A 12,533-nucleotide genomic window follows, 5' to 3' on the forward strand; every position below is an offset into this window, starting at 1 on the left:
CCGTTGAAAGATCCCGCGTTTCGGGCTATACTATACGACATCGAGACACCGCCGCCCGGCGCGCCGCCGGGCAGGGAGGGGAGGGGACGCCGTGTCCGGACGACGCCTTGGAGGGTACTGGCCGGCCTCCGCGCTGAAGCGCCGGGGCTGGACCAACGAACTGATGCGGGAGCTGCTCCCGAAGCCGCGCACGGTCCCCATGGACGGACGCGCCGTCCGCGTGTGGGACGAACGGGACGTACGGGCGGCGGAGGCCGATCCCCGGTTCGCGGAGGAGCGGGGGACGGTCCGGGGACCGCGTCCCCCCGCTCCCGGCGCGCGGAACGCCTGCGCCCTGCTGGACCAGGCGTGGGGAGGGGCGGAGGAGGAGGGGTCCGCCTCCTGGATCCTGGCGGGCCATTACCACAGGGCCATCCTCGACCGGCTCCTCTCCGCGGCGAAGGGCCGGGGCCTCCCGCCGTCCCAGGCCGGGGCCTGGCTGAACGAGTTCCTGGCCCTGGAGCGGCGCTGCGAGGGGAAGGACCTCTCCGGCGTTTTGCGGAACTTCCTCCGGGCGGGGGGCTGGCTGGGGAGCTGCGCCGACCACCCCCTGGCGCGGCAGGTGCTGGAGCGCTATCCCCATGTGCTGTGCGCCGCCGCGGAGCAGGTCCTGGCGGAGTTCAGGGCCGCCCAGCCGGAGGCGGATCCGGAGGCCATGCTGAGGATGGAGGGCTTCCCCGTCTCCCGGCTTTTCAAGGAGGGCCTGGGCGCGGTCTGGTCGGTCTGGTACGTCCCCCAGGCCATCCGCACCAGCTTGTCCCTGCTGATCGCCCTGAACCCCAAGGACGAGTATCCGGAGGCCCGGGCGATGCACCGCCATTTCGTCCTGCACCTGGGCGGGACCAATACCGGGAAGACCTACGCCGGGTTCCAGCGGCTGAAGCGGGCGGGGACCGGCGTGTACCTGGCCCCCCTGCGCCTCCTGGCCCTGGAAGCCCAGGAGACGCTGCTGGACGCGGGGGTGGACTGCTCCCTCTCCACCGGCGAGGAGGAGGACGCCCGGGAGTGGGACACCCACACCGCCGCCACGGCGGAGAAGCTGGACCTCAAGCGGCGCTATGACGTGGCGGTGATCGACGAGTGCCAGATGATCGCCGACCGCCAGCGGGGCTACGCCTGGACCCGGGCGATCCTGGGCGTCCTGGCGCCGGAGGTCCACCTGTGTGCCGCCCCGGAGGCGGAGGGGCTGCTGATCCGCCTGATCGAGAGCTGCGGCGACAGCTTCGAGGTGGAGGTCCACCGCCGGACCACGCCCCTGATCTGCATGAGCCGCACGGTGGACTATCACCGGGTCCAGCCGGGGGACGCCCTCATCACCTTCTCCAAGGTGGGGGTGCTCAGCGTGGCGGAGGACCTGCGCCAGAGCGGGAAGGAGCCCGCCATCATCTACGGGGCCCTGCCCTACTCCACCCGCCGCAGGCAGATGGAGGGGTTTTTGGCGGGGGAGATGGAGTACGTCGTCTCCACCGACGCGATCGGCATGGGGCTGAACCTCCCCATCCGGCGGATCGTCTTTTTGGAGACGGAGAAGTTCGACGGCGTGGAGCGCCGGCAGCTGAGGCCGGAGGAGATCCGCCAGATCGCCGGACGGGCGGGGCGCTTCGGGATGTACGACAAGGGCTATGTGGGTGCGACCCAGGACCTGGGGACCATCCGGGCGGGGCTGGAGGCGGCGGTGCCGCCGCTGGACCATGCCGTGGTCGGGTTCTCGGACCTGGTGCTCCAGGCGGATTTCGACCTGCTGGAGGTCCTCACCGAGTGGAACAGGATGCCCACCGTGGAGCCCTACCGGAAGCTGGACATCTCCCGGTACATCTCCCTGATCTCCAAGCTGCGGGAGATGGGCTTCAGCCTGACCCGGGAGCAGGAGCTCCGGGCGGCCAACATCCCCTTCGACGAGACGGAGGAGGCCCTGCGGGAGCTGTTCTTCTCCTTCCTGCGCCGCTGGCAGCAGGGGGAGGGCGTCGAACAGCCGGGCCTCCCGGAGGGGGAGCCCACCCTGCCGGAGCTGGAGCAGCATTACCGGAAGCTAGACCTCTATTTTTCCTTCGCCAAGGCGTTCGGCTGCCCGGTGGACGAGGACAGGCTCTACGACAGCCGGGAGCGGGTGGCGGACGAGATCAACGAGATCCTGCTCCACCGCCTGCGCAGCAACATCCGCTTTTGTGACCGCTGCGGGAAGGCGCTGCCGCTGTACCACCGGGGGCGGCTGTGTGACGCGTGCTTCCAACGGGAGCGGAAGGGCAGGAGCGCGTCCCGGGACCGGGGGCGGGGCCGGAGATGAACGGCGCCTCGGGGAGCATGGCTCTCCGAGGCGCCGGTGCGATGGCGGGAGGGACGGCGGGACAAAGCGGCCTGATGCTTAAGGGGCCCTCTCATCGATCCCGGATCCGATCAGCATCCCGGGGAGGAGGAACACGGCCGGATGCCCCGAAAGCCATGGCAGGAGGGACTGTGGGAGCGCCGCACGGCCGGGTGCCGCCATGAAGTGGAGGGCGGCGGCCGCGCAGTATGCCGCGATGAGAGCGGTCCCGCACCATAAAAGTACCTTGCGGGGCCGGGGCCCCACGCGCAGCCGAAGGAGAGCGAGAGCCACCAAAATACCGGAACAGGACCAAAACGCCGGTCTGGCTGCAAAAACGTACAGGGTCTCCCAGGGGGAGATCGTATATGTTTGCGCGCGGAGAGGGGCCTGCACGGACCGGACGTAGATGCCCATGACGGCCGAGACTGCGATGACGATCGCACATAGACGGCAGCACACCTTATGTTTCATGGAGCCCCTCCTGTCCACAGTCGTCCGTTCCGCGCTTCGCGGAGCCGGGCGTATCCTTTTTTGACCATCAGCCGCATAGATCCCCTCGATCGATAGGATACCACTCCTGTTTCCGGAAGTCAAGGTCCCGGCCGTCTCGATCGCGGCGGGCTCCACGTCCGGCCTCCTGCGATGCGGCCGGCGGCATAGGCGCCTGTCACGCCGGCGCCGCTTATCATCGATGCGGTCGGCGCGGCCGAGGAGGGGCTATGGGCCCCTCCTCGGCCGCGCTGGCGATATCACCAATACTTCGCTACGTGGGCGCGGGTGACCTCCGCGGCCTTGCGGATGTTCTCCGCGCTGGAGAGCTTGTAGTAGTCGGGGCGGAAGACCTCGATGGTGCAGACGTCCCCGTCGAAGCCGATCTTCTTCAGCGTGTCCGCGAAGCGCTTGTGGTCCAGGCAGTCCCCGGGCTCGCCGGGCCAGAGGCGCTTCTCGTCGCTGTTGTACGCCGCGCCGCAGGGCATGTCTTCCGTGCCGTTCAGGTGCCAGACGAAGATCTTCCTGCCGTCCGCTTTCTCCAGCGCGTCCCAGCCGGAGGCCATGGCGTGGAAGTGGAACTGGTCCAGGGTCACGCCCAACAGGGGGGAGCCCACCGCCTCCACGATGTCATAGGCGTACTCGAAGCGGTTGATGGACATCGACGGCGCGCCGCAGAACTCCAGGGACAGCTTGATGCCGTAGGGCTCCACCTTCTTGACCATCTCCTTGAGGACGGCCACGGCGTCCGCCTTGATCTCGCCCACCGTGGCATGGACGCTCAGGTCCATGGACGGCACCACTACGATCATCTTGCACCCCAGGATCTGGCAGCGGCGGATGATCTCATCCAGCTGGGCCATGACGGCGTCCTTCTCCGCCTGGGTCTGTTTCATGTTGAAGAAGACCAGGGCGTTGTAGGACAGCATCTTGAGCTTGTGGCTCCGAAAGAACTCCCCCAGCTCCTCCAGGGTGTACTTCCCGGCGGCCAGCTCCCGGTCCAGGCACTCGGACTGGACGTCGATGTAGTCGAAGCCGTGCTCCTCGCACAGGGCCAGGTCCTCCAGCACGGAGTGGTCCTCGCAGAAACGGTTGCAGCCTTCGTTGAATCCGATCTTCATAGCTCTACTCTCCTTATCTTTTTAGGATGGCCGTTCGCGGCCGTCGGCGGTCTCGCCTGGATGTGCGGGACGCCCAGTCGTCACCGATCGGGCGTCCCGCGGAGAAAAGAAGTATGTAAAACGGTCGCCCGCCTTACTTGCGCAGGAGTTCGCTCTGGATGCGCTCCAGGGCCTCGGGAGCTTGTTTGTCCATCTTCTCCGGGAAGCCGAAGTAGCTCACGCAGATGATGTTGTCCCCGCCCGCTTTCGGCGCGTCGGGCTTGAGCTGCTTGTCAGCGAAGTCCATCTCCCGCAGGGTCTCGAAGATGCCGTCGAAGTCCACCTCGCCCTCGCCCATGGCGGTGTGCTGATGAATGGTCACGTCCGCCCGGCCTCTGGCGTTCAGCCAGGGGGGATTGAGGATGTAGCGGCAGTCCTTCGTCTGGTTCCAGGTGTCGGCCAGGAGCACGTGGGTCAGCTCGTCGCCGGCGTATCTCAGCATGTGGCGCACGTCGCCCTTGCCCTGGTCGTAGAAGAAGCCGTGGGAGGCGGAGTAGACGTAGCCCAGGTTCTTGGAGCGGAAGGACTTCACGATGTCGCAGGTCTCGTCGTTCAGCTCGCAGAAGTCGTAGGGATGGGACTGGATTTCCACCCGGAGGCCCTCCCGCTCGATGATGGGGAGCAGCTCCTCCATGGAGCGGAAGAACATGCCGTTGCAGAGCTCCTGCTGGTTGGGGTCGCCGGAGAACTCCGTGTTGATGACGGGGACGCCCATGTCCACGGCGATCTGGATCATCCGCTTCCAGTTGGCCACGGCGTGCTGCCTCTGCTCCTCGGTGGGGCCGGACCAGCGATAGACCACGATGAAGCTGGAGATCTCCACGCCGGTCTCCTTCAGGGCCCTGCGGTACTCCTCCTCGCACTCCTTGGAGAACAGGGGGTGCTTATAGAAGGGGTTGATGCGGGGATGGGGGGACTGCTCGATGTACTTGTAGCCCCAGTCGGCTACCTTGCGGACGTAGTCCCGGATGGGCATCTGCTTGGCTAAGACGTCGACGTCAAATGCGATCTTCATTAGAGGGCGCTCCTTCCTAATTACTTCTTATAGAAATCGGGGGTGCCGCCGGTGACGACCTTCTCCACTTGGCCGGAGGTCTGGGACTTCACCAGCGCGTCGGCGGTGATGGAGGCGACATAGCCGTCCCAGGCGGAGGAACCGCCGGTCTCGCCCTTGAGGGCGTGGTCCACCCAGTCCTGGATCTCCACGTCGTAGGAGTCGATGAAGCGCATGATCCAGTTGTCCTCGATCTTGGTGGAGACATTGTTGGCGTAGCGCACGGTGGGGAAGGACGGGCAGGGCAGGCTCACGACGCCGTTCTCGCAGACCACCTCGCAGTTGATGTCATAGCCGAAGCCGCAGTTGACGTTGACTTCCAGCATGACCACGATCCCGCCCTTGGTCTTCATGAGCATGACCTGGGGATCCCGGAGGCCCTCATGGGCCTTGCTGGAGACCTTGGGGAGGATGCACTGGACCTCGTCCCACTCGTCGTCCACCAGCCAGGGCAGGCAGTCGATCTCGTGGATGGCGGTGTCGGTGACGGCCATGGCGGTGGTATAGCTGTCCGCCACGCCGTCGGCCCGGTGGGTGCACTTGACGATCAGGGGAGCGCCGAACTTGCCGGAGCTCAGCAGCTCCTTCACCTGGTTGTAGCCCCGGTCATAGCGGCGCATGAAGCCGATCTGGACCAGGTGCTTCCCGGAGGCCATCTCCGCGTCCACCACGGCCTTGCAGTCCGCGGCGGTGTTGGCCAGGGGCTTCTCGCAGAAGACGGGCTTGCCGGCCTTGATGGCGGCCAGGACGGGGTCCTTGTGGAACTGGCCGGGGGTGGTGACCACCACGGCGTTGACGTCCGGGTCGTTGATGGCCTCGTTGAAGTCCGTGTAGGTCTTGGTCCCGGGCCCGGCGAGCTCCGCGCCCTTCTTCACGCCTTCCTCGAAGACGTCGCAGACCGCCACGACCTTGGCGCCCCGGATGCGGTCCTGGATGCGCTCGATGTGTTCCCGGCCGATCATGCCGCAGCCGACTAAGCAGATGTTGAGTTCCATAAGGATACCTCCTATGATAAAAATGATATCGTGGTCCGATGCAGTCCGCTTCAGGTCCGGCGGCCCTTGCCGGAGCCGCCGGGGAGCGATCCCCTTGATGCGTGCGTTCGTCTGTGCCTCGTTCCCTTCTCCTCGATTTAGATTATAGCAAAGCGTTCACGAGAACGCAAGGAAAATCTGCGCGTATCATCCACAATTATATGACTGAAAAATTGTGAGATATCCCGTAGCCACCATTTTGCGGGACCGTTTTTTAAGGAAGGTGTACAAAGCTGCCACCCCTCCCTTGCGTGCAGCACGCATCGCTCCGGGACGGACCGTCGCAGGGCCCGGAGGGCCGGGGACGCAGTGGGGGCTTCCCCGGTGGAAGGGAGAGCGCTGCGAGAGGGGCCCGGGAAGGGCCCCTCTCGTTTAGGATGGATGCGCGGTCCGCCGGGCCGTCCGCCGGGCGGAGGCCCCTTCACGCGGCGATGCCCAGGGGGGAGAAGACGACGTAGATGGCGACGGCGAGGAGCAGTCCGACGATGGAGACCACATGCCGGTATCTCCAGGGAGTCAGGTCCACCGCGCCCACGTCCTCGGGCACGTACTCCTCGGCGGGACGGTATCTGTCCAGGGCCCACATGATGATGAGCTCGATGGGGAACAGCACCGCCATGGCATACAGATAGTGGATGGGATCGTCCGTGCCGGGATAGGTGGGGGCGATGAGCAGGAACGCGCCGTAGCAGACCACGTGGAAGACCGTGACGACCTTCGGCGTATAGGCGGGCAGGCGCCGGAACAGGAACACGCCGAGGACGGCGCACAGCACCGGCAGGGACACGAACTGGCTCATGGAGTTCAGGAACGTGGTGATGCCCTGGGCGTTCATGACGAAGGGAGCGATGACGATGGACACGCAGCCCGCGATGGTGCCGTAGATCTTGCCGACCTTGACGCAGTGGGCGTCCGTGGCGCCGGGCTTGAAGGCGGAGCGGTACAGGTCCAGGGTGAACATGGTGGACGCGGAGTTCAGCACCGAGTTGAAGGAGGACAAGATCGCGCCGAACATCACGGCGGCGAAGAAGCCCATCACCGGCTTGGGGATGATGGCCGCGATCAGCGCGGGATAGGCGAAGTCGATGGCCTTGTCCCCGGCGGCGGCGATGGCGTCCTGGATAGAGGGCAGGTAGAAGGCGATGATGCCGGGGATGACCAGGTACAGGGGGCCCAGGCACTTCAGGAAGCCGCAGTAGATCGCGCCCTTCTGCCCCTCCTTCAGGGACTTGGCCGCCAGGGACCGCTGGACGAAGGACTGGTTCGTGCACCACCAATAGAGGTTGTTGAAGAACATGCCGGTGATGATCAAGGGCCAGGGGACCTCCGGCTCGGCGGCGTTCCAGGCATTGACGGCGTTCAGCTTCGCCGGATCCGCCTGGACGATGTACCGGATGCCGTCGGCGATCCCGCTGCCCCCGGTCTCGGAGGCCAGCACCGCGAAGCCGATGAAGGGCACCATCAATCCGCCGACGATCAGGCCGATGCCGTTGATCGTGTCGGACACCGCCACCGCTTTCAGCCCGCCGAAGATGGCGTAGCACCCGCCGATGATGCCGATGATCAGGCAGAGGACCGCCACCGCCTGGAACTTCGAGATGCCCAGCATCCCGGAGATGCCGAAGATCTGCTCGAAGACCACCGCGCCGGAATAGAGGATGACCGGCAGGTTCAGGATGGAGTACATGACCACGATGACCAGGGAGAACATGGTCTTGGTCCCCTTGCCGTAGCGGACCTCCATCAGGGACGGGATGGTCATGGCCCCCATCTTCAGATAGCGGGGCAGGAAGTAATACGCCAGCGCCAGCAGGGTGAACATGGAGCCCACCTCCCAGGCGATGGGGCCCATGTTGGACGCCCAGCTCTGGCCGTTCAGGCCCACCAGCTGCTCGGCGGAGAGGTTGGTCAGCAGCAGGGAGCCGGCGATGACGATGCCCGGCAGGCCCCGCCCGGCCAGGAAATAGCCCTCAGCGGACTCCAGGTCGTCTCCCCGGGTCTTCCAGCTGGAGATGACCGCCACCAGGGCCGTGAATAGGACGAAGGAGATCAGCGTCCATGCCATTGAACTGAAGAACGTCATTGTGAAAGCCTCCATGTCGTTTTTTCGGGGAGGAGGATGGGGGCACGCACGACTGCACACAAAGAGGGGAGGCCCGCGTCCGGCCCCGTGGGCGTGCGGCAACACGCCCCAGAGGCCCCCGCCGGGGGCGGTCTTCTGTCCTGCTATCAAAATACCACACATTTTTCGGACATACAAGTACAGAAAATCGGCGTAAACGATTAACCTTGAAAGTTTGGATGTCCCAGCAAAATGGACGCCCCCCTCTTGTACGATCGGTCCAGGAATCGCCCTCGATCGCGTGCACTGCGTTCTTTTTTGAAAAACCTTGGCCCGGCATCTTGTCAAACCGTGTGCGTACCTGCTATAATGCCATCATAACGGAACAGGAGTGTCGTATCATGGCAGTGACTTCACAGCAGATCGCCGAGCTGGCCGGCGTCTCCCGGGGGACGGTGGACCGGGCCCTCCACGACCGGGGGCGGATCGATCCCGAGGTGGCGGCCCGCATCCGCAAGATCGCGGAGGAGCTGGGCTACCGGCCCAACACCAACGGGCAGGCCCTGGTCCGGGCCCGGCAGGGCTTCCGGCTGGGGGCCATCCTCCAGTCGGCGGAGACGCCCACCATGCAGGACGCGGCCGCCGGGGCCCGGCAGGCGGCGGCGGAGCTGCGGGCCTCCGGCCTGGAGGTCGAGCTCCGGGAGGTCCAGGGACGGGACACCTTCCAGGTCCTGCGGCAGATCGACGAGCTGGTGGCCTGGGGGGCCAGCGGCCTGGCCGTCGCCGCGGGCAGCGCCCCGGAGCTGGTCCAGCGCATCGACGCGCTCCACGACCGGGGCATCCCGGTGGTGACCTTCAACACGGACGCGCCGGACAGCAGACGGCTGTGCTTCGTGGGCATGGACAATTACCGGGCCGGGCAGACGGCGGCGGGGCTGATCCGGCAGATGCTGCCGGGCGGCGGGCTGGTGCTGCCCATCGCCGGGCACGTCAACAACAGCGCCCACAACAGCCGCCTCCGGGGGTTCCTCGACACGCTGGAGGACAGCCGCGACATCCAGCTCCTCCCGTCCCAGCCCTGCTTCGACCGGGACGACTATGCCCACGAGATCGCCCAGCACACCCTCCGGGAGAACCCCTCCCTGGCCTGCATCTACATCACCTCCAACGGCCAGCGGGGGGTCTGCCGGGCCATCGAGGACGAGCGCCGGAAGGGGCGCGTCCGGGTGGTGGCCTACGACCTGAACGAGCCGAACCGCCGCCTGCTCAAGAGCGGGGACCTGAGCTTCGTGCTCGATCAGATGGCCTTCCAGCAGGGCAGCCAGCCGCTGCAGATCCTCTATGACTACCTCCTGAACGGGAAAGCACCGGGGGGAGCGCTGCTCTATACGGACATCCTGATCCGCACGGGATACAATATGGGAGGAGGATGAGCATGAGGTCTCAACGATCGGCGTGCATCGAAACGATGTACCGCGAGCTCCCGTTCCTGGACCGCTTCCGGGCGGCGGGAGACGACGGCTTCGACTTCGCGGAGTTCTGGAGCTGGACGGACAAGGACCTGGACGCCGTCCGCGCGGCGGCGGCTGCCGCCGGGATCGGCATCGCCGGGTTCAACGGGGACGCGGAGCTGTCCCTGATCGACCCGGCCCAGAAGGGGGCCTATCTGGCCTTCCTCCGGCGCTCTGTGGCGGCGGCGGAGCGGATCGGGGCCCGGTCCGTCACCATCCATTCCAACGGCCTGGGCGCCGGCGGCGCCGTCCTCGACCGCTATGACGGGCTGAGCGATACCGTCAAGCTGTGCACCATGTTCGACACGCTGAGAGAGTGCGCCGCCCTCGCGGAGTCCTCCGGCATCCGCATCGATCTGGAGCCGCTGAACGTCACCACGGACCATGCGGGCAATTTCCTGACGACCACCCGGACGGCGGCGGAGATGACCCGCCTGATCGGGTCCCCCATGCTGAAGGTGCTCTATGACGTGTACCATATGCAGCTCAACGAGGGCAGCCTCTGCGGCAACATCCGGGCCTACGGGGACCAGTTCGGCCATGTCCACGTGGCGGACGCCCCGGGCCGGCACGAGCCGGGCACCGGGGAGATCGAGTACCACAGGGTCTTCTCCTGCCTGGAGGAGATCGGCTATCAGGGCCTGATCGGCTTCGAGCTGATCCCGGAGACCACCACGGAAAAGGCGGTGGAGGCCATCATGGCGTATTGACCGGGCACGGGACGGGGCCCTCCCGTCCCGCTCCCCCCGTCGGACGCCCGCCGCGCCGGTCCCGGCCCCACGGGAGGGGAGGCGCGGGCCGCGAGATCTGGAAAAACATTCCATAAAATATGCCGGTCTCTTTATAAATTCAACATAACGCACAAAAAATTTGTATAAAATGTACATTTTCTTTTGAGCATGATTGACGCTCGGCTGTGCCGTATGGTAGAATGATTCCGCTTTTCGGGCGCGGCCTCTCAGCCTGCGCCACGGGACCATCAAGCGGGAGCGCTCCCGCTTGTCCCGCCGGCAGGCCGGCGGGGGGATGCGCCTCGAAGGGCATCAGAAATGAAAAGGAGAAAAGAAGCGTATGAAAAAGAAGGTATTGGCTCTGATCCTGGCCCTGGCGATGGCCCTGTCCCTGGCCGCCTGCGGCGGCAAAGACAGCGGCAGCAGCACCCCCAGCGATGGCGGCTCCTCCGACGGCGGCGCCCAGCAGGGCGCTCCCGCCGACGGCTCCATCAAGGTCGCCGTCGTCCTGAAGACCCTGGCCTCCGAGTACTGGGGCTATGTGAAGACCGGCTGCGACGCCGCCGCCGCCGACCTGGGCGTGGAAGTCGTCGTGGTGGGCCCCGGCGCTGAGAGCGACATCGAGGGCCAGGTCTCCATGATCGAGCAGCAGATCGGCGCCGGCTGCGACGCCATCGTCTGCGCTCCCAACGACGCCGGCGCCGCCATCTCCGCCCTCCAGAGCGCCATCGACCAGAACATCCCCGTCCTGGCGGTGGACACCAACGTGGGCATCGGCGGCCAGACCTGCTTCGTGGGCACCTCCAACGTGGACGCCGCCAAGGAAGGCGGACTGTGGGCCGCCGCCCAGGCCGGCGACGGCGCCAAGGCCGTCGTCATCTACGGCCAGGAAGGCGACAACACCTCCAATATGCGCCGCGAGGGCTATGAGGCCGCCTGCGCCGAGGCCGGTGTGGAAGTCCTGTCCGCCCTGTCCGGCCAGAACACCACCGACGGCGCCACCAAGACCATGGAGGACCTGCTGAACGCCTATCCCGACCAGATCGACATCGTCCTCTGCCACAACGACGACACCGCCATCGGCGCCATGAACGCCTGCAAGTCCGCCGGCATCACCGACATCATCATCGTGGGCTTCGACGGCAACGAGTCCGCCGTGAAGCTGATCCTGGACGGCGAGCTGGTGAAGGCCACCGTCGCCCAGCAGCCCTATGAGATGGGCTATCAGGTGGTCGAGAACGCCGTGAAGGCCGCCAAGGGCGAGTCCGTGGACGAGGTCGTCAACGCTCCCGTCCAGGTCGTCACCTCTGAGAACGGCCAGGCTTACCTGGACAACCTGGCTTCCATGAAGGGCTAACGAGCACGCCTCCGTCGGCGGGGGGGGGGGGGGGGGCCCCCCCCCCCCCCCCGGCTGGCTTTCGACCCTGTCCTGATCCCTCGGCGCACCGGCGAGACCGGCAGAGGCCGGAGGAGCGGGACAGGGCCGAAACGACCTCCGGATCACAGACTTACAGAATCGAGGTAATTGCATGGGCGAATACGTCGTCGAGCTGAAAAACATCACCAAACGTTTCCCTGGCGTTATCGCGTTGAAAAACATGTCCATCGGCATCCGGCCCGGAGAGATCCACGGACTGATCGGCGAGAACGGCGCGGGCAAGTCCACGCTGATCAAGGTCCTCACCGGCGTGCACTCCCCGGAGGAGGGCGAGATCTTCGTCGATGGCGAGAAGAAGACCTTCCGGACCCCGGTCCAGTCCCGGGAGGCCGGCATCGCCTGCGTCTATCAGGAGCTGAACATCGTCAAGCAGCTCCCCGTGACCGATAACGTCTTCATGGGGCGGGCCGTCAAGAAGGGGCTGCTCCTGGACTATCCCCGGATGCACCGGGAGGCCGAGGAGGCCCTGAAGTCCCTGGGCCACCCCGAGATCGACGTCCGCATGGAGTGTGGCAAGCTGGGCGTGGGCCAGCAGCAGATGGTGGAGATCGCCAAGGCCGTCTCCCTGGACGCCAAGCTCATCATCATGGATGAGCCCACGTCCTCCCTGGGCAAGGACGAGATCGCCCAGCTGATGGAGACCGTCCGGAACCTGAAGGCCAAGGGCGTGGCCATCCTCTTCGTCTCCCACAAGCTGGAGGAGCTCTTCG

General features: G+C 65.9%; 9 protein-coding genes. 5 read left to right on the forward strand and 4 right to left on the reverse strand.

What is annotated here, in order from left to right:
* Nucleotides 1–91: 91 nt before the first annotated feature.
* On the forward strand, nucleotides 92–2,323 hold the full coding sequence (locus tag QZ332_RS04980; protein WP_295763131.1) for a helicase-related protein: 2,232 nt from the start codon (nucleotides 92–94) through the stop codon (nucleotides 2,321–2,323).
* Nucleotides 2,324–3,093: 770 nt separating this feature from the next.
* Here QZ332_RS04980 and QZ332_RS04985 read toward each other — a convergent pair.
* The 4 genes from QZ332_RS04985 to QZ332_RS05000 form a co-directional block, all read right to left on the reverse strand.
* Nucleotides 3,094–3,954, reverse strand: a complete 861-nt coding sequence (locus QZ332_RS04985; protein WP_295763133.1) for a sugar phosphate isomerase/epimerase — start codon at nucleotides 3,952–3,954, stop codon at nucleotides 3,094–3,096.
* Between the two features lie 133 nt (nucleotides 3,955–4,087).
* On the reverse strand, nucleotides 4,088–5,008 hold the full coding sequence (locus QZ332_RS04990) for a sugar phosphate isomerase/epimerase family protein (RefSeq protein ID WP_295763136.1): 921 nt from the start codon (nucleotides 5,006–5,008) through the stop codon (nucleotides 4,088–4,090).
* Between the two features lie 20 nt (nucleotides 5,009–5,028).
* Entirely contained in the window at nucleotides 5,029–6,042 is a 1,014-nt protein-coding gene (locus tag QZ332_RS04995) for a Gfo/Idh/MocA family protein (RefSeq protein ID WP_295763138.1), read from the reverse strand.
* Between the two features lie 460 nt (nucleotides 6,043–6,502).
* Nucleotides 6,503–8,146 (reverse strand): solute:sodium symporter family transporter, encoded by a 1,644-nt coding sequence (locus QZ332_RS05000; RefSeq protein ID WP_295763140.1) that lies wholly within the window; start codon nucleotides 8,144–8,146, stop codon nucleotides 6,503–6,505.
* Between the two features lie 398 nt (nucleotides 8,147–8,544).
* On the opposite strand from QZ332_RS05000, the gene QZ332_RS05005 reads away from it, so the two are divergent.
* The 4 genes from QZ332_RS05005 to QZ332_RS05020 all read left to right on the forward strand — a co-directional run.
* On the forward strand, nucleotides 8,545–9,576 hold the full coding sequence (locus QZ332_RS05005) for a LacI family DNA-binding transcriptional regulator (protein ID WP_295763142.1): 1,032 nt from the start codon (nucleotides 8,545–8,547) through the stop codon (nucleotides 9,574–9,576).
* A 2-nt stretch (nucleotides 9,577–9,578) separates the two neighbouring features.
* Nucleotides 9,579–10,364: a TIM barrel protein gene (locus tag QZ332_RS05010; protein WP_295763146.1), complete on the forward strand. Its 786-nt coding sequence runs from the start codon at nucleotides 9,579–9,581 to the stop codon at nucleotides 10,362–10,364.
* Nucleotides 10,365–10,725: 361 nt separating this feature from the next.
* Nucleotides 10,726–11,742 carry a sugar ABC transporter substrate-binding protein gene (locus QZ332_RS05015; RefSeq protein WP_295763149.1) on the forward strand — a complete coding sequence of 339 codons (1,017 nt, stop codon included), beginning with the start codon at nucleotides 10,726–10,728 and terminating at the stop codon, nucleotides 11,740–11,742.
* A gap of 172 nt (nucleotides 11,743–11,914) precedes the next feature.
* Nucleotides 11,915–12,533 (forward strand): ATP-binding cassette domain-containing protein (locus QZ332_RS05020; RefSeq protein WP_295763152.1); only part of this gene is annotated, 619 nt, incomplete at its 3' end.

This window comes from uncultured Oscillibacter sp. (genome assembly GCF_910584465.1).
Classification (GTDB): Bacteria; Bacillota; Clostridia; order Oscillospirales; family Oscillospiraceae; genus Oscillibacter.

Coding starts and splice junctions, on each gene's coding strand:
- QZ332_RS04985 (WP_295763133.1), bottom strand. CDS start 3,954: ATGAAGATCGGATTCAACGAAGGCTGCAACCGTTTCTGCGAGGACCAC.
- QZ332_RS04990 (WP_295763136.1), bottom strand. CDS start 5,008: ATGAAGATCGCATTTGACGTCGACGTCTTAGCCAAGCAGATGCCCATC.
- QZ332_RS04995 (WP_295763138.1), bottom strand. CDS start 6,042: ATGGAACTCAACATCTGCTTAGTCGGCTGCGGCATGATCGGCCGGGAA.
- QZ332_RS05000 (WP_295763140.1), bottom strand. CDS start 8,146: ATGGCATGGACGCTGATCTCCTTCGTCCTATTCACGGCCCTGGTGGCG.
- QZ332_RS05005 (WP_295763142.1), top strand. CDS start 8,545: ATGGCAGTGACTTCACAGCAGATCGCCGAGCTGGCCGGCGTCTCCCGG.
- QZ332_RS05010 (WP_295763146.1), top strand. CDS start 9,579: ATGAGGTCTCAACGATCGGCGTGCATCGAAACGATGTACCGCGAGCTC.
- QZ332_RS05015 (WP_295763149.1), top strand. CDS start 10,726: ATGAAAAAGAAGGTATTGGCTCTGATCCTGGCCCTGGCGATGGCCCTG.